The sequence below is a fragment of the Nonomuraea maritima genome (assembly GCF_900100395.1).
Lineage (GTDB): Bacteria > Actinomycetota > Actinomycetes > Streptosporangiales > Streptosporangiaceae > Nonomuraea > Nonomuraea maritima.
Genome location: NZ_FNFB01000020.1, coordinates 51,384 through 67,085 on the forward strand (window position 1 = coordinate 51,384; position 15,702 = coordinate 67,085).

At 70.5% G+C, this 15,702-nt stretch carries 16 protein-coding genes and 2 tRNA genes; 4 read left to right on the top strand and 14 right to left on the bottom strand.

Features of this window, described 5'->3' with window-relative positions; all coding sequences use genetic code 11:
• Positions 1-74 precede the first annotated feature (74 nt).
• A complete protein-coding gene (locus BLR04_RS42450) occupies positions 75-2,930 on the top strand; it encodes an ATP-binding protein (protein WP_281191676.1) in 2,856 nt (951 codons plus the stop codon).
• A 4-nt stretch (positions 2,931-2,934) separates the two neighbouring features.
• On the opposite strand, the gene BLR04_RS26750 is transcribed toward BLR04_RS42450, so the two are convergent.
• From BLR04_RS26750 to BLR04_RS26775, 6 genes are all read right to left on the bottom strand, one after another.
• Positions 2,935-3,501 carry a TMEM165/GDT1 family protein gene (locus BLR04_RS26750; protein WP_090770313.1) on the bottom strand — a complete coding sequence of 189 codons (567 nt, stop codon included), beginning with the start codon at positions 3,499-3,501 and terminating at the stop codon, positions 2,935-2,937.
• Between the two features lie 225 nt (positions 3,502-3,726).
• Positions 3,727-4,764: a UDP-N-acetylmuramate dehydrogenase gene (locus BLR04_RS26755; protein WP_090770469.1), complete on the bottom strand. Its 1,038-nt coding sequence runs from the start codon at positions 4,762-4,764 to the stop codon at positions 3,727-3,729.
• An 11-nt stretch (positions 4,765-4,775) separates the two neighbouring features.
• On the bottom strand, positions 4,776-5,741 hold the full coding sequence (locus tag BLR04_RS26760; protein ID WP_090770315.1) for a hypothetical protein: 966 nt from the start codon (positions 5,739-5,741) through the stop codon (positions 4,776-4,778).
• Positions 5,742-5,807: 66 nt separating this feature from the next.
• Entirely contained in the window at positions 5,808-6,236 is a 429-nt protein-coding gene (locus BLR04_RS26765; protein WP_090770318.1) for a MaoC family dehydratase, read from the bottom strand.
• A gap of 1 nt (position 6,237) precedes the next feature.
• A complete protein-coding gene (locus BLR04_RS26770; RefSeq protein WP_090770320.1) occupies positions 6,238-6,687 on the bottom strand; it encodes a MaoC family dehydratase N-terminal domain-containing protein in 450 nt (149 codons plus the stop codon).
• Positions 6,688-6,808: 121 nt separating this feature from the next.
• On the bottom strand, positions 6,809-8,020 hold the full coding sequence (locus tag BLR04_RS26775) for an MFS transporter (RefSeq protein WP_218129178.1): 1,212 nt from the start codon (positions 8,018-8,020) through the stop codon (positions 6,809-6,811).
• 112 nt (positions 8,021-8,132) lie between these two features.
• Between BLR04_RS26775 and BLR04_RS26780 the strand changes: the two genes are divergently transcribed.
• Positions 8,133-9,038, top strand: coding sequence for a LysR family transcriptional regulator (locus BLR04_RS26780; RefSeq protein WP_090770322.1), 906 nt, complete (start codon positions 8,133-8,135; stop codon positions 9,036-9,038).
• Positions 9,039-9,050: 12 nt separating this feature from the next.
• On the opposite strand, the gene BLR04_RS26785 is transcribed toward BLR04_RS26780, so the two are convergent.
• Positions 9,051-9,962, bottom strand: a complete 912-nt coding sequence (locus BLR04_RS26785) for an SDR family oxidoreductase (protein ID WP_090770324.1) — start codon at positions 9,960-9,962, stop codon at positions 9,051-9,053.
• A 119-nt stretch (positions 9,963-10,081) separates the two neighbouring features.
• Here BLR04_RS26785 and BLR04_RS26790 point away from each other — a divergent pair, with 119 nt between their 5' ends.
• Positions 10,082-10,672: a TetR family transcriptional regulator gene (locus BLR04_RS26790; protein WP_090770326.1), complete on the top strand. Its 591-nt coding sequence runs from the start codon at positions 10,082-10,084 to the stop codon at positions 10,670-10,672.
• A gap of 604 nt (positions 10,673-11,276) precedes the next feature.
• Here BLR04_RS26790 and rpmG read toward each other — a convergent pair.
• From rpmG to BLR04_RS26805, 3 genes are all read right to left on the bottom strand, one after another.
• Positions 11,277-11,441 carry a 50S ribosomal protein L33 gene (gene rpmG / locus BLR04_RS26795; protein ID WP_019632658.1) on the bottom strand — a complete coding sequence of 55 codons (165 nt, stop codon included), beginning with the start codon at positions 11,439-11,441 and terminating at the stop codon, positions 11,277-11,279.
• A 71-nt stretch (positions 11,442-11,512) separates the two neighbouring features.
• Positions 11,513-11,586, bottom strand: a tRNA-Met gene (locus BLR04_RS26800).
• 252 nt (positions 11,587-11,838) lie between these two features.
• Entirely contained in the window at positions 11,839-12,717 is an 879-nt protein-coding gene (locus BLR04_RS26805; protein WP_090770330.1) for a sigma-70 family RNA polymerase sigma factor, read from the bottom strand.
• Positions 12,718-12,801: 84 nt separating this feature from the next.
• Here BLR04_RS26805 and BLR04_RS26810 point away from each other — a divergent pair, with 84 nt between their 5' ends.
• Entirely contained in the window at positions 12,802-13,251 is a 450-nt protein-coding gene (locus BLR04_RS26810) for a carboxymuconolactone decarboxylase family protein (protein WP_090770332.1), read from the top strand.
• 378 nt (positions 13,252-13,629) lie between these two features.
• Here the strand turns inward: BLR04_RS26810 and BLR04_RS26815 are convergent.
• The 4 genes from BLR04_RS26815 to BLR04_RS26830 all read right to left on the bottom strand — a co-directional run bounded on the left by BLR04_RS26815 (position 13,630) and on the right by BLR04_RS26830 (position 15,575).
• Positions 13,630-13,702 (bottom strand) — tRNA-Thr (locus BLR04_RS26815).
• A gap of 39 nt (positions 13,703-13,741) precedes the next feature.
• Complete coding sequence (locus tag BLR04_RS26820; protein ID WP_090770334.1) at positions 13,742-13,972, bottom strand: transposase; 231 nt, start codon at positions 13,970-13,972, stop codon at positions 13,742-13,744.
• Positions 13,973-14,039: 67 nt separating this feature from the next.
• Positions 14,040-14,570, bottom strand: coding sequence for a C40 family peptidase (locus tag BLR04_RS26825; RefSeq protein ID WP_090770336.1), 531 nt, complete (start codon positions 14,568-14,570; stop codon positions 14,040-14,042).
• 42 nt (positions 14,571-14,612) lie between these two features.
• Positions 14,613-15,575 (bottom strand): lysozyme, encoded by a 963-nt coding sequence (locus BLR04_RS26830; protein ID WP_176903302.1) that lies wholly within the window; start codon positions 15,573-15,575, stop codon positions 14,613-14,615.
• Between the last annotated feature and the right edge of the window lie 127 nt (positions 15,576-15,702).

The following is a 15,702-nucleotide window of genomic DNA, read 5'->3' on the forward strand; positions in this document are numbered from 1 at the left end:
GCCGGGCCTCCGAGCCCCCGTGACCCCCCAAAAAGTGTCGAAAGTTACTTGTGAGACGTGAAATGCTTGCTGACATGCGGGGACGTGCTGTGAGTCCCGTCTTCGTGGGGCGGGACGAGGAACTCTCGGTTCTGGCCGAATGCCTGGACGGAGCCACGAAAGGCACGGTGACCGCCGTCCTGCTGGGCGGTGAGGCCGGGGTCGGCAAGACGCGGCTCGTCCAGCGGTTCGCCGAGCAGTGCACGGCCGACGGAGCTCACGTGCTGGTCGGCGGCTGCGTGGAGCTGTCCATCGAGGGCCTGGCGTACGCGCCCTTCACCGCGGCGCTGCGGCAGCTCGTCCGCGAGCAGGGCCCCGCCGCGGTCACCGGCATGCTGCCCGACGGCGCGGAACGCGACCTCGCGCGGCTGCTGCCCGAGTTCGGCGAGCCCCCCGGCGACGGCGAGACCGACACCGGCCGCGCCCGGCTGTTCGAGCAGTTCCTCACCTTGCTGGAACGCCTCTCCGCGTGCCGGCCCACCGTGCTCGTCATCGAGGACATCCACTGGGCCGACCGCTCCAGCCGCGACCTCATCGCCTTCCTCAGCCGCAACCTGCACATCGCGCAGGCGCTCATCGTCATGACGTACCGCTCCGACGACCTGCACCGCCAGCACCCGCTCCGGCCGGTGCTCGCCGAGCTCGGACGGGTCCAGGGCGTGCACCGCCTCGACCTGCCGCGCCTGTCGCGCGACGAGGTCGGCCAGCAGATGACCGCCATCCTCGGCCGCGCCCCCGAGTACGCCAAGGTCCAGAAGGTCTACGAGCGCAGCGAGGGCATCCCGCTGTTCGTCGAGGCCATGCTGGAGAGCGGCGAGATGGGCGCCTTCCCCGAGTCCATGACCGACCTCATCCTCGGCTGCGTCGAACGCCTCCCCGAGGAGACCCAGCGCGTGCTGCGCGTCGCCGCCGCCGGCGGCATCCGGGTCAGCCACCGGCTGCTGGCCGCCGTGAGCGGGCTGTCCGACGTCGAGCTGGAGACCGCGCTGCGTCCGGCCATCGCGGGCAACGTGCTGCAGATCGCCGACAACCGCGCGTACGTCTTCCGGCACGCCCTCATCCGGGAGGCCGTGCACGACGAGCTGCTGCCCGGCGAGCACCAGCGGCTGCACCGCCGCTTCGCCGAGGAGATCGGCAAGGACCGCGCGCTCGTCTTACCGGGACGCGCCCCCGTCGAGCTGGCCCACCACTGGCACGGCGCCCGCGACGACCGCTGGGCCCTCATCTCGGCGTGGGAGGCGGCGCGCGAGTCGTTCAAGTCGTTCGCCTACACCGAGGCCATCCCCCTGCTCGAACGCGTCCTCATGCTGTGGGACCGGGTGGACGACGCGGCCGGTCTCATCGGCGCCGACCACACCGCCGTCCTCGAACGCGCCTCGGAGGCCGCCAACGCGGGCGGCGACGTGGACAAGGGCGTGAAGTTCGTCAGGGCCGCGCTGGCGGAGCTGGACGAGACGCGCGAGCCGGAACGCGTGGCCAGGCTCATCGTGCGCCGCACGCAGTTCTACGACTCCAAGGGCAAGCCCGGCATCATCGACGACCTCCGGCACGCCCTGACGCTCGTCTCCGGCTGCAGCCGCGACCGTGCCGACGTCCTCACGCCGCTCAGCCGCCACCTCATGATGCGCGGCGAGATCGACGAGGCGAGCGAGCTCATCGCCGAGGGGCTGCGCCTCGCCCGCGAGCACGGCGACCGCTGCGTCGAGGCCGACCTGCTGCTCAACCTGGGTCTCGGCCACTCGCTCAACGGCGACACCGACTCGACCCTCCAGGTGAACGAGCAGGCGCTGCAGATCGGCAGGGAGTCCGGCTCCGGCCGGGTGATCACGAGGGCCATCGCCAACAACGTCGACGCGCTGCTCGCCATGGGCCGGGCCGACGAGGCCCTGCGCATGTCGCAGGACGGCTGGCGGCTCGCCAAGAAGTACGGCCGCCTGCGCGGCAGCGGCCTGTTCATCAAGAGCAACTGGGGCGAGACGCTGGAGGCGCTCGGCCGCTGGGACGAGGCCGTCGAGGTCGTCGAGAGCGCGCTCAGCCACGGTCCCGTGCCGCGCACCCGCCGCCACCTGCTGCGGCTGCGCGCCGACATCGCCCTGGCCAGGGGCGAGCTGCCGCTCGTCGAGAGCATCCTGTCGGAGCTCGGCGTCCTCAAGGGCAGGACCGAGGACTACATCCAGGACGTCATCAGCAACGCCCGCCTGCGCATCGGCTGGTATCAAGCGCAGGACGACCCCGGCGCCGCGCTGGCGGAGGCCGAACGGGTGCTCGCCCACCCGCGCCAGTCGAGCAAGGCCATGCTCAGCTGGCGGCTGCTGTCGCTGCTGCGCACCGTCTGCGACGGCGCCGAGGAGATCGAGCAGGAACGTACGGCGGCGCTGCGCGCGCAGGCCGCCACGGTCGCCACCGAGCTGTCGGTCATCGGGCCGGTCGCGGAGGCGTACCGGCTGTCGTACGCCGGCGACTTCGACGCCGCGGCGACCGTCTGGCAGCGGCTCCGGCGTCCCCACAACGAGGCGCTGGCGCTGCAGCGGGCCGCGGCGGTCGCGGCGCGGGCCGGCGACCGGGAGGGTGCCGCGGCCCGGCTGGTCAAGGCGCTGCCGCTGGCGCAGGCGCTGCGCGCGACGCCACTGACCGAACGCATCCAGGAGCTGCTGCGGCGGGTGGGGGGCGGCACGACCGCGCAGGACCGGTCGGAGCTGCTGACGCCGCGCGAGCGCGAGGTGCTGCGCCTGGTGGCCCAGGGCCGTACCAACCGGGACATCGCCGCCGAGCTGTTCATCTCGGCCAAGACGGTGAGCGTGCACGTGTCGCACATCCTCGCCAAGCTCGGCGTCACCACGCGCGGCGAGGCGGCCGCCGTCGGCCACCGCCTCTCCCTGCTCACCCGATAACCGGTCAGACGAGCGCCTCGACCAGCATCACCACGCCGAAGACGGCGAACGCGGCGGCGGCGCCGTACCGGATGACCTTCTCGGGCAGGTGCCGGCCCATCGTGCGGCCCACCACGATGGCGAGCGCGTCGGCCGCCACCATGCCGATCGTGGAGCCGAGCCAGGTGCCCACCCAGCCGTGCTGCGTGGCCAGCGTGATCGTCGCCAGCATCGTCTTGTCGCCCAGCTCGCTCAGGAAGAACGCCACGGTCACCGCGATCAGGGCGTTCCTGGTGGTGCGCTGCGCCTTGCTCGACTCCTCCTCGGTCAGCTCGTCGCCGCGCAACGTCCACGCGGCGAAGCCGAGGAAGGCGACCCCTGCCACCACTTCGATGGCCGTCGTGGGCAGCGCGTCACCGATCAGCCCGCCCACCGCGACGCTCAGCAGGTGCACGACGGTCGTGGCGATCGTGATGCCCAGGAGCACCGGCCCGATCTTGAACCGGGTGGCGAACGTCATCGCCATCAACTGGCTCTTGTCGCCCAGCTCGGCCAGGAAAATGGCCCCGAGACTGATCCAGAACGCTTCCAACGGTCCCCTTCCGCGCGACCAGGCCGGAAGCGAGACCCGGGGAGATTTTCGGGCACGGCTTCGGCCCGGCAGCGTCTGTACGCACAGCTACCAGGCCGAAGGTCTCGTCCGCCCGCATGAGGCCCGCGTGACCGGGCGCACGGATGCGCCAGTGTGTCGATCACACGATTCGGGACTACTCCCCTTCGGAAATTCCAAGACACCCTAACAGGAACGGCGCACCGCCTATTCCCCGAGGGCGCACCCCACCATCACCGGCTCGTTGACCAGCGTCACCCCGAACTTCTCGCGCACCCCGTCGCGCACCTCACGCGCCAGCGCCAGCAGGTCGCCGGTGGTGGCGGCGGCGCCGGGGTTGGTGAGCGCGAGCGTGTGCTTGGTGGAGATGCGCACGGGGCCGTGTTCGTACCCCTTCGGGTAGCCGGCCTGCTCGATCAGCCACGCGGCGGGCACCTTGACCTGGCCGCCGGGCATCTCGTAGCGCGGGTGGCCGGGAGCGCGTACCGCCAGTTCCTCGGCCTGCTCGGCCGTCAGGACCGGGTTGGTGAAGAACGACCCGGCGCTGCGCGTGTCGGGGTCGGCGGGGTCGAGCACCATGCCCTTACCGCGGCGCAGCTCCAGCACGGTCTCGCGGGCCACCGCGAGCGGCACCCGGCCACCCAGCTCGACGCCCAGCCTGGCGGCCACCTCGGCGTAGGCCACCGGCCCGGACAGCTCTGCCACCTCCAGCGCGTACGTGACCGCCAGCACGACGTGACGCGACGGGTCCTGCTTGAACAGGCTGTCGCGGTAGGCGAAGCCGCACTGCCGCGCCTCCAGGTCGACCACGTGCCTGGCCCGCCGGTCGTAGGCGCGCACGCACCGGATGGTCTGGGAGACCTCCTGCCCGTACGCCCCGACGTTCTGGATCGGCGTCGAGCCCACCAGGCCGGGTATGCCCGACAGGCACTCGATGCCCGACCAGCCCTCGGTCACGGCGCGCAGCGCCAGACGGTCCCAGTCCTCGCCGGCCTCGGCGGTGACGATCACCTGCTCGCCGTCGCGCGAGACCGTCACACCCTCGGTCGCGACCTTGATGACCAGCCCGTCGAACCCCTCGTCGGACACCACCACGTTGCTGCCCCCGCCGAGCACCAGCGTGGGAACCCCGTTGCGGTCGGCCTCTGCGACCAGCGACACGAGCTCCTCCGCCGTCGTGGCTGTGGCGAACTCGCGGGCGGGCCCGCCCAGACGCAGCGTGGTGTACGGGGCGATCATCTCCATGAGCACCAAGCTTATGAGGCGCGGTCAGGACCCGGCGCCGCGCGGCCCCGTCCCGTGAGAGCCGGCGCCGGGTCCTCCTGGTCATGCAGGCGTTCCGCGTCCAGCATGGCCACGGGCAGCGGCTTCTCCGGCACGACCAGCTCGCCGGGCAGCCGCAGCGACATCCTCATGATGGCGTCTTTCACGTCGACCGCGTCCTCCGGCAGCGCGCGGAACGCGTACGCCCTGCGCACCGCCATGAGCTCGCCGGTCAGGGCGGGCACCCTGCCGGGCCCGCGCGGCTCGCCGTCCGCGGGGTCCACGCCCCTCCAGCCGGCCGCCGTCGCGCCCGCCGCGACGGCCGCGATCAGCGGGGTCAGCGCGTCGCCGCCGAGCACGACGTACGTCTCCATCAGGATGTGCACCTCGGACTCGTCGAGCCGCAGCAGCTTCGCCCGGCTCTCGCCCCACGTCGCCGTGCCGCCGAGCCGGCGCGGCGTCTCGGCGACGTGCCAGGCGGTGATCCGGTCGCGGTGACGCGCGGCGAGCTCGCGCAGGACGTCGCCCGCGCCGCCCACGTTGCCGAGGTCGAGGGCGAGCACCTTCGCCCGGGTGTGCTTGATCACCGACTCCACGCACGCGCGGAGGTCGTCAGGACGGCCGTCGACCAGAAGGCTCACGCTCGCGGTGATGTCCTCGGTCTCGACCCGCTGCCGCTCGATGGTGACGCCCAGCAGGTCGAGGCGGTTGGTGGCCAGGGCGGCGTCCCAGGTGCGCTGGGCGTGCAGCATGTCGGTGTCGTCGGCGCAGTGCTGCTCGGGGTCGCCGGAGAAGCCAAGCTCGGCGGCGGGGTTGGCGCGGGCGTGCGCCGGCCGCGCGCCCTTCGTGCCGACGCCGATCGCCGCACCGCCCGCGGTGTCGCGGCCGGTGCCGGCCGCACCGGCCACCTGCTCGATGCGCAGGGGACGCAGCTTCCTCGGGCGCGCGGCGTCGGTCACGGCGGAGACGGGAATCGATCGGACGGAGGGCCAGACATCAGTCATAGCTGAACCCGCTACCCGGGATCAGGACAGCTGCACCACCGCACGCGCCTTCGACAGCACCCGTACGTCGCCCGACCGCGCGGTGAGGGAGATGACCACCCGCTTGTCCCCCAGCTTCTCCTCCACCACGCCGCTGACCGTGATCGTGGCGCCGTGGTCGTCGTCGGGAACCACCACCATCGACGAGAACCGCACCCCGAAGTCGACCAGCGCCCCCGGGTCGCCCACCCAGTCGGTGACGAACCGCCCGGACTGCGCCATCGTGTACATCCCGTGCGCGATCACGTCGGGCAGCCCGACCATCCTGGCGAAGCGCTCGTTCCAGTGGATCTGGTTGAAGTCGCCGGACGCGCCCGCGTACATCACCAGGTTGAGCCGGCGCACGCGGTAGTCGACGGCCGGGATCTCCTGGCCGACCTCGACCTCGTCGTACCTCACCGTGGCGGTCATCTCAGACGGCCCCTCCGCGCTCGACGATCGTGTTGTACGTGACGCAGACGGGCTCGCCGTCGACCGTGCTCACGTCGCTCCTGATCGTCAGCAGCTCGTTGCGCCCGGCGGTCCTGATGTCGGTGATCGTCGAGGTCATGACCAGCTCGTCGCCCGCGCGGACGGGGCGGATGTGCTCGAAGCGCTGCTCCCCGTGGACCACCATGGCGAGGTTCAGCCCCAGGTCGGGGTCGAGCAGCGCCTCACCGCCGCTCTGCAGGCTGAACACGATGGGGAACGTGGGCGGCGCGATCACGTCGGGATGGCCGGCGGCCCGGGCGGCCTCCCTGTCGCGGTAGAGCGGGTTGTTGTCGCCGATCGCCGCCGCGAACTCCCTGATCTTCACCCGGCTGACCTCGTACGGGGCGCTGGGTCCGTACGATCTGCCGACGAAGTCACGGTTCAAGGCCATCAGTGCTCCCTCGCAAGGTCTCCGAGCGTCGCCGTGGCAGACGGTAACGGAACAACGTTCGGCGATGGTCGCTGATGGCCTTGTCTTTGCCCCGAGCCAGCGCTTTCACGCCCGTCGGAGGTCAGGCGGGCGCGGGGTGGCGACGCAGCGTCATGGCGGCCACCACGACCACCGCCAGCACGAGGACCGCGAGACCGATCAGGGAGGCGTTCAGTGACGCGCCGAGGCCGGTCGCGAGGCCCATGCCGAGCACCGGCAGCGCGAGGCCGAGGTACCCGGCGAGGAAGATCCCGGCGATGGCCTCGCCGCGGGCCTCGGCGGGAGCGGCCACCGCGGCGGTGCCCAAGGCGCCCTTGAGCAGGATGCCGCTGCCGCTGCCGGCGACCAGGCCGCCGACGAGGAACCCGGGCCAGGAGGCCTCCAGGGCGCCCGCCACCACCGCGACGACGCCCACGCCGGTCAGCCAGAAGCCGAGGGTCAGCTGGCGGCCGAGGCTCAGCCGGCCGAGACCCGTCTGGGCGAGAGCCGCGCCCCCGAACACGAGGAACGCGGCCAGCCCGGCCACGACGGGCGACGGCTGGCCGATGGCGGCCAGGAAGCTGGGCGCGAGCGAGGTGAACAGCCCCATGATCGCGAACAGGCCGAAGGACGCACCGGCGACGGCGAAGTAGCTTCCCCGGGCGTGGGAGGGAACCACCACGCGCTGCGGGCGGTAGGCCCGCGCCTCGCGGCCCCGTACGGTCTCCGGCACGAACGGCAGCGCGACGAGCGAGACGACCAGCAGCGCCAGGAACACGACGAACGGCACGGTCAGCTTGGCGTCGGTGTACTGCACGATCACCCCCGCCACCAGCGGGCCGAGGCCGATGCCGCCCAGGTTGGCGGCCGTGGCGACCAGCGCGGGGCGGTGGGGGGTGCTGCCCGGCCGGGTGACGGCGTGCAGCTCCCCGAGATAGGCCGTGGCCGTCGCGGTCGCCATGCCGACGCTCAGGCCGCTGACGAGGCGGGCCAGGATGAGCCCGGGAAGGTCGGGCCAGAACAGGAAGAGCACCGCCGCGAGGATCTGCAGCAGGATGGCGGGCACCAGGATGCGCCGCCGTCCACGCCAGTCGGAGACGTGCCCCGCCAGGAAGATGCTGATGACCACACCGAGGGAGTAGGCCGCGAAGGCGACCGTCACCATCATGGTCGAGAAGTGGTCGCGCTCACGGTAGAAGGTCCACAGCGGGGTGGGGGCCGCGGAGAAGGCCATCTCGACCGCGAAGACGAAGGCGACGATCCAAAAGCCGGCGCTGTGGCGGGAACTCGCCGGTCCGGGCAGCTGCGCGGTCACACTGACTCCTTGCACGCTCAACAAGACCTCGGACACTGAATCACAAATCGCACCATCTCCGCCAATACTTATACAAGCTGCTATCTATCGCTTTTTGAGATAGGAAAGGGACATGGAACTGCGTCACCTGGAGGTCTTCCTCGCCATCGCAGAAGAGGGCACCCTCACCGCCGCCGGGGAACGGCTCCACCTGGTGCAGTCGGGCGTGAGCAGCACACTGCGGGCCCTGGAGACGGAATTCGGCGCGCAGCTCTTCACCCGTACGGCGCGAAAGGCGGTGCTCACCGACGCCGGCGCGGCACTGCTCCCCGAGGCCCGCGCCACCCTCGCGGCGGCGGAGCGCGCCCGCCGCGCCGTCGCCGACACCCTGACCGAGGTACGGGGGCCGCTCGTCGTCGGCACGATGACGCCGCTGCGGATGATCGACCTGCCACGACTGCTCGGACGCTTCCAGACCGACCATCCGCACGTGACGGTGAGCATGCAGGCGTTCCCCGACGGATCGGCGGGCCTGATCCGCGCGCTGGTGGAAGGACCGCTCGACGTCGCGTTCGTCTCGGTCACCACACCCTCACCCGCCGGCGTGGAACTGCGCGAGCTCGTCCGCACCTCGCTGCAGCCCGTCGTGCCGCCCGGACATCCGTACGCCGACGCCCCCGACGTCTCGCTCGCCGAGCTCAGCGGTGACCGGTGGATCGACTCGCCGCCGGGGTTCGGCAACCGCACGATCACGGACGAGGCCTTCGCCCGCCGGTCGCTCCAGCGCACCGTCACCCTGGAGACCTCCGACGTGACGGTGATGCCCGGTTACGTGGCGGCCGGCCTCGGGGTGGCCCTGGTGCCCGGCTTCGTCTCCCTGGACGACGTCCCGGTCCGCCGCAAACGCCTTAGGGACGGGCAACTTTTCTGGCCCATGTTCCTGGCCACGGCCACGTCCCGCGCCGAGAGACGCGCCGTACGCGCCTTCACCCAGGCCGTCCAGAGCGAAATCGACCTGTTCAACCCCCAGCGGCCATGACCACGCACGAGGTCAGGTGGTCGGCGCGACCAGGTAGTCGCCGTGCTCCAGGTCTTCGAGCAGTGTCGGGTGTACGGGTGACCAGCCGAGCAACTCCTGGGTGTACGCGCTGGAGACGGGCCTGTCGAGGCCGTAGGCGACGGCCATGAACGGGCTGACGAAGTGCGTGGCGGCCTCGTCCGCGGTCAGCGAGGCCGTGGGCACGTCCAGGCCCCTGGCGATCACCTCCGCGATGCTTCTCAAGGTGACGCCGCTCTCGGCCGCACCGTGCAGCACACTGCCCGCGGGCGCCTTCTCCACCGCCAGACGGAACAGGACCGCCGCGTCGAGCCGATGCACCGCCGGCCACCGGTTGGCGCCATCTCCCACATAGGCCGAGACGCCGGTCTTGCGCGCGGTGGCGATGAGCATGGGGATGAAGCCTCGGTCTTTCGGACCGTGGACGGTGGGAGCCAGGCGCACCACACTGGCGCGCACTCCCCGGGTGGCGAAGTCCAGACACGCCCGCTCACTGGCGACGCGGTAGGCGGCGGCCCCGGTCGTGTCGGGCTCGTCCTTCTCGGTGGCCTCCCGGCCGGCGGACACGACCAGGGTGCCCGATGTGACGACGAGCGGCTTGCCCGAGTGTTCCAGCGGTCGGCCGAGAGTCTCGATCGCGGTCAGGTCTCGCCTCATCATGCCGTCGGGATCAGAGAAGTCGACGCCGTAGGCCATGTGCAGGACCCCGTCGGCGGCCTCCGCGCCGCTGCGGAGACTGTCGAGGTCGTCCAGGGAGCCATGGTGCGGTGTGGCCCCCAGCGACTCCAGCCGGGCGGCCGCGGCGTCCGAGCGCGCCAGACCGGTGACGGTGTGGCCGGCCGCGATGAGCTCGGCGACGACCGCGGGGCCGGTCAGGCCGGAACCACCAGTGACGAAGACATGCATGTAATTCCCCCACTTAACGCCAGTGACTGGCACTACCTGTGCCTTCAGCGACTGTAGGTAGCGCCAGTGACTGACGTCAAGTAGCGCCAGTCACTGGCACATGCGGTATTCTCCTGAGCGTGCCACGAAGCGGAGCAGAAGCGCGCCGCCGCCTTCAGCAGGCGGCTCTGGAGCTGTACCTGGAACGCGGGTTCGACAGGACCACCACGGCCGAGATCGCCGCCCGGGCCGGCGTCAACGAACGCACGTTCTTCCGGCACTTCCCCGACAAGCGCGAGGTGCTCTTCGACGGCGAGGCCGACCTCCGCGCGGCCCTGACGGGGGCGGTGTCCGAAGCGCCCGACGGCCTCCAGCCGCTCGACCTGCTGCTCCGCGCCTTCAGAAAGGCCGAACACATCTTTGAGGGCAACCGGCCCTTCGCAGAACCACGCGTCCAGGTCATCGCGGCGACGCCGGCGCTCCGCGAGCGTGACCTGGCCAAGGCCGCGTCGCTCATCGCAGCCTTGGCGGCAGCGCTGCGGCAGCGCGGTGTCGCCGACCGGCTGGCCGGCCTGGCCGCCCAGGCCGGGTGGGCCGCCTTCCACCAGGCGTTCCAAGCCTGGATCAACGACTCGTCGCAGAGCCTGGACGCACACCTCCTCCAAGCCTTCGCCGACCTGCGCGCCCTCTCCCTGACCCCCCTGGCCGACGACTCCGGCAGCATGCCCTGATCAACCGCTGGCCCGAACGGGCCCAGCCGCAAGTGGACAGAAACGCAGAGGCGCAGTCGCGAGGCACGGCGAGCGGGACGTGGCAGCTACGACAGCGGCCCCGCCGAAGCGCAGCGGCTTCAAGGCGCGGTGCGCCGGGGCGTCGCGCTCGCAACCGGTACTGGGCTCACCAAGGCCGTCCGCACAGGCACTCGGGAGTCACCCGAACAACCAGCCAGGCGTGGGACCAAAAGGGCGAACGCGACCAGCAGTCAGACACTCGCAGAAACCTGCGCACCGGCAGACGGGCGGGCGCCTGGAGGGCTTGAGCGCAGTTGGCCCCCCCGACGAGAGAAATCCGAGCACGGCCAGTCAGGCGGGGCCATGAAGAGGTGCCGGTCAGGCAAGGGGTCACAAGGAAGTGCCGGTCAGGCAGGGGGTTTCAGATCGGCGCGCGGGAGCCGTGCCTCGGTGAGGGAGTGCCGGTCAGGCAGGGGGCCTTGGAGGGGCGCCGGTCAGGTGGGGCCTTGGAGGGGTGTGCAGACACGACGAACCGGCGCCCTGTCGGGAGGACGCCGGTTGTGCGTTATGGAGAAGGAGAGTGGCAGAAGACCTGCCCGGAGACCTAGCGGGTCTCGCGGTGCGCGCGGTGGCAGCGGCAGTTGGGGCAGTACTTCTTCAGCTCAAGCCGATCCGGGTCGTTACGCCGGTTCTTCCGCGTGATGTAGTTGCGGTGCTTGCACTCCTGGCAGGCCAGCGTGATCTTCGGCCTAACGTCGGTGGCAGCCACTTGGGAGTGCCTTTCTACGTTCGGGATATGGACACACCCGTACCCAGGTCGGTGGACCTGGGATGGGGCAGTAGCGGAGGCCGGACTTGAACCGGCGACACAACGATTATGAGCCGTTTGCTCTGCCAGACTGAGCTACTCCGCCTTTGAGCCGGTAACGACCCGGCCCGTAGAGGATACCCGAAGCGGTGAGCACATTAGTAACTCGCCCGATCGGGTGGGGTGCTCCCAGTATGCCTCAGGAACCCCCACCACTCGAAATCAATAAGCGGCAACCCCGCCTGCCGCCGTCTCGAGGAGTGATCAGCCTAGCAGCGCCCGCCACTCTCCGCGAACGCCCAGCACCCACCGTGGATGCCCCGTACCACGGAAGCGCGGCACGAGACCGTGGCGTCGGTCACGTCGGGTCGGGCAGGTTCAGGGACGCGAGCCTGGTCGGGTCGGCCACGACCGCGATGTCGGTGATCCGGCCGTCGACGACGGTGAACGCGGCGAGCGAGAGCGGGGAGCCGTCCGCCCGCCAGGACACGATCCCTGGACGACCGTCCACGAGCACCGCCCGCCAGCGCACGGCCGCGCCGCCCGACATTCGCGCGCCACCGGCGACCTTGGTGGCTCCGAGGGTGACGAACACCCCGCCGGGGGTCTCGGCGGTCAGCCTCACATCGGGGTCGAGCACGCGCAGCAACCCCTCGAAGTCGCCGCGCCGAGCCGCTGCCAGGAACGCCTCGATCACCTCGCGCTGCTCGCGTCCGGCGGCTGCCGGCCGCTCGTTCGCCCGCACCTTCCTGCGGGCGCGGCTGGCGAGCATCTTGGCGGCGTCGGCGGACCTGCCGAGGATCTTGCCGATCTCGTCGAACGGCACCGCGAACAGGTCGTGCAGCACGAAGGCCAGCCGCTCGCTCGGCCCGAGCGACTCCAGGACGACCAGGAGCGCGAGCCCCACCGAGTCGGCGAGCGCCACGTCGTCCTCGGGCGCGGGACCGTCATCCACCGCCACGACGAGCTCGGGCAACCGGTCGTCGTAGGACGCCTCAGGACGGGCCTGACGCGTCCGCAGGACGTCCAGGCTGATCCGGCCGACCACGGTGGTCAGCCAGCCGGCGAGGTTGTGGATGGTGGCCGTGTCCTGGCGGGAGAGCCGCAGCCAGGCCTCCTGTACCACGTCCTCGGCGTCGGCGTGCGACCCGAGCATGCGGTGGGCGACGGCGCGCAACCGGTCGCGCTGGGCCTCGAACGCCCAGGAGATCGGGTCCGTGGGGCTGGTGTCGGACATGGTGTTACCTTCCTCGCCTCTGCTCCGTCATGGGTGATGACGGGCCCCGAGGGGCACAGGTAACCGATTGAAGGAGCACGATCGATGGAAGCACGTATGCAGAGCCGCCCGAACGCCGACGTGACGACGGCGATCCAGCACCTCCACAAGGCGATCCACTCCGGTGGCGTGGATCCGCTCGTGCTCGAACTGGTCCACCTGCGCGTGAGCCAGATCAACGGCTGCAGCCCCTGCGTCTTCGCCGGGGTCGCGGCTGCCAGGAAGCAGGGGGAGACCGACGAGCGGCTGCACAACGTGGTCACCTGGCGTGAGACGCCCTTCTTCACCGAGGCGGAACGGACCGCGCTCGCACTGGCCGAGGCCGCCACCCGGGTCCAGGACGGCGCGCCGGGCGTGACCGACGAGATCTGGGACGCGGCCGCCGCCCACTTCGACGAGCAGCAGCTCTCGGCGATCACCCTGGAGATCGCGCTGACGAACTTCTTCAACCGGATCAACCGCACGACCCGCCAGCAAGCCGGCAAGACCTGGTAACCCGCAAGCCACACCCTCCGCCCGGAGGGTGTGGCTTGAAGCGCAGGATGCGCCCGCCCTGGAGTCGGGCGCGTACGACGCGCGCGCCTCGCAAGACAAGCGCGCATAGGACGCGTGGCGTCCCGCAAGCGTAGGACACGCGCACGTCCTGAAGCCGAGCCGGGCGCTTGGGGGCGGTGGGTGTCGGGTGTCGCGAAGGCGCCGTGATGCGGCTGTGCCGGTGCGCCGACATCCCCGTCCGGAGCTTCGGGGGTGTTCGGGGAGGCCGCTGGAATGGATCGGGAGCTCTCGGCGCGAAGCCACTGGGAGAGACCCTGACAACGAAGAACGCCCGGTTCCGAGATCTCGGACCGGGCGTTACCTGGTGGTCAGACTGCGAGCCCCCAAACGGAATCGAACCGTTGACCTTCTCCTTACCATGGAGACGCTCTGCCGACTGAGCTATAGGGGCCTGTCCGGCGCTGCGGACAGGTGTAACCATACACGGCACTCAGCGATGATGCGAACTCGTTCGGGCCTCAGCCGGTCCATCGAGCGCCATCCGCGAAGGGAACTCGAAGACCTCGCACAGATCGGCCAGGTCGACGTGCCTGGCGACCTCGTCGACCGAGCTGCAGTCGGCCACCGCCCAGCCGTTCCTGAGCACCCGGAGCACCTGCCGACCCTCACGCAGGGCGGGCACGACCTCGTAACCGTCGACCCCGATCCATCGGCTTTCCATAGCGGCACACCCTAGCCGCCGGGTCTCTCATTTTTCGTTCCGCCACAGGCGTTACGCCCATACCGGATCAGTACCGGTAGAACCCGGCGAAATCCTTCCTGGTCGCGACCTCGTCCACGCGCACCACGGTCCCGGTGTAGGGGGCGTCCATCATCTTCCCGTCGCCCAGGTAGAGGCCCACGTGGTGGACCTTGGCCGTCCGCTTGGTGACCTTGCCGAAGAAGACCAGGTCTCCTGGCCGGCCGACGGCGACGCGGTGCATCCTGCGGAGCTGGGCGCCGGTGTTGCCCGGCCCGAGCACGTCCGTCCCGTGGGCCATCGCATAGATCCAGCGTACGAACCCGGAGCAGTCGAGCCCCGTCGTGGTGGTGGCCGGGCAGGGTTTGATGCTGCCCGTGTAACCGGTGCAGGTGCCCGTGGAGGGACCCGGGCGCGCGCCGTGGCCGCCGCCCCACGAGTACGGGATGTCGCGCTGCTCCATCTGGTACGCGAGCCGTACCGACAGCGGCGGCACCGGCTGGTTCAGCGGTGCGGAGCCCGTGACGACAGCGGCGCCCAGCACGAGCAGGGCCGCCGCCATGACCGGTCGCCGCTTCATCACCCACCCCCGAGCAAATATGGGTTTGGGTTACATATTGCCTTATCGGGCCTTGAGGTGGAGTTTTACCGAACCGACCGTGATGTTGATCCCCACTGCGCCCTTCTTCTTCGACGGCTTGGTGGTGAACTCGAACCTCACCTGTTTCCCGCGCGGCAGTTCCTTGATCTGGCATTTGACCGCCGTGCCGCTGTACTTGCACGTGGGCGCCTTCACCACGCGCTGGCCGCCGAACGTCCGCCCCGACACCTTGATGTTCGTGACAGGGTGCGGGCCGGTGTTGGCGATCGTGACCGAGTAGAGCGTACGGCTCTTCACCGTGCCGGACACCCGCACCTCGGCAGGCGGGTTGACCAGCGACTTCAGCTGTGACTCCGTGCCGTTGTACGAGTTCTGCCCGCCGGCCAGCGTGCCCTTGTCGGCCGACTGCCAGAAGGTGTGCCGCTTCCAGCTCTTCGGCAGCTCTCCCGGCTCGCTGCCCCAGCGGGCCAGCCAGAGCGGGTTGGCGGCGAACTCGGCGGAGTTCCCGGTGCAGGTCTTCCACCAACTGGTGGTCGTGTAGATGATCGCGTCGCGTCCGGTCGCCTCGCGGTAGCGCCGGGTGAAGGCCTTCAGCCAGGTGACCATGTCAGTGGCGTTCAGCCCGTAGCAGGTGTTCTTGCCGTTCCTGTCCTTGTACGGGTTGTCCTCGACGTCGAGGACGCCCGGCAGGGTCCGGCCGTCGCCGATCCAGGTGCCGCCGTTCTGGAGGAAGAAGTCGGCCTGCGCCGTACCGTCCGACTCGTGCGGCTGGGCGAAGTGGTACGCGCCCCTGATCAGGCCGGCCGCCGCGGCGCCGTTCCACTGGGCGTCGAAACGTGGGTTGCGGTAGTCCGTGCCCTCGGTGGCGTGCACGAACGCGAACTTCCCGCCACCGGCCGCGACGTTCCCCCAGTCGATCTCGCCGGTCCAGTTGCTGACGTCGACGCCGGGGACGCCGTCGGCCGCCTGTGCGACGCCGGTCATCCCCACCGTGGCGATTACCGCACATACCAATAAGCGTTTCACGCCGGAGATCATTGCGAGGAGTACCGAATTCTGCAAGTCGCGAAATATCGACTTGCCTTTCTCGCATCACTCGAATACGCCCCGT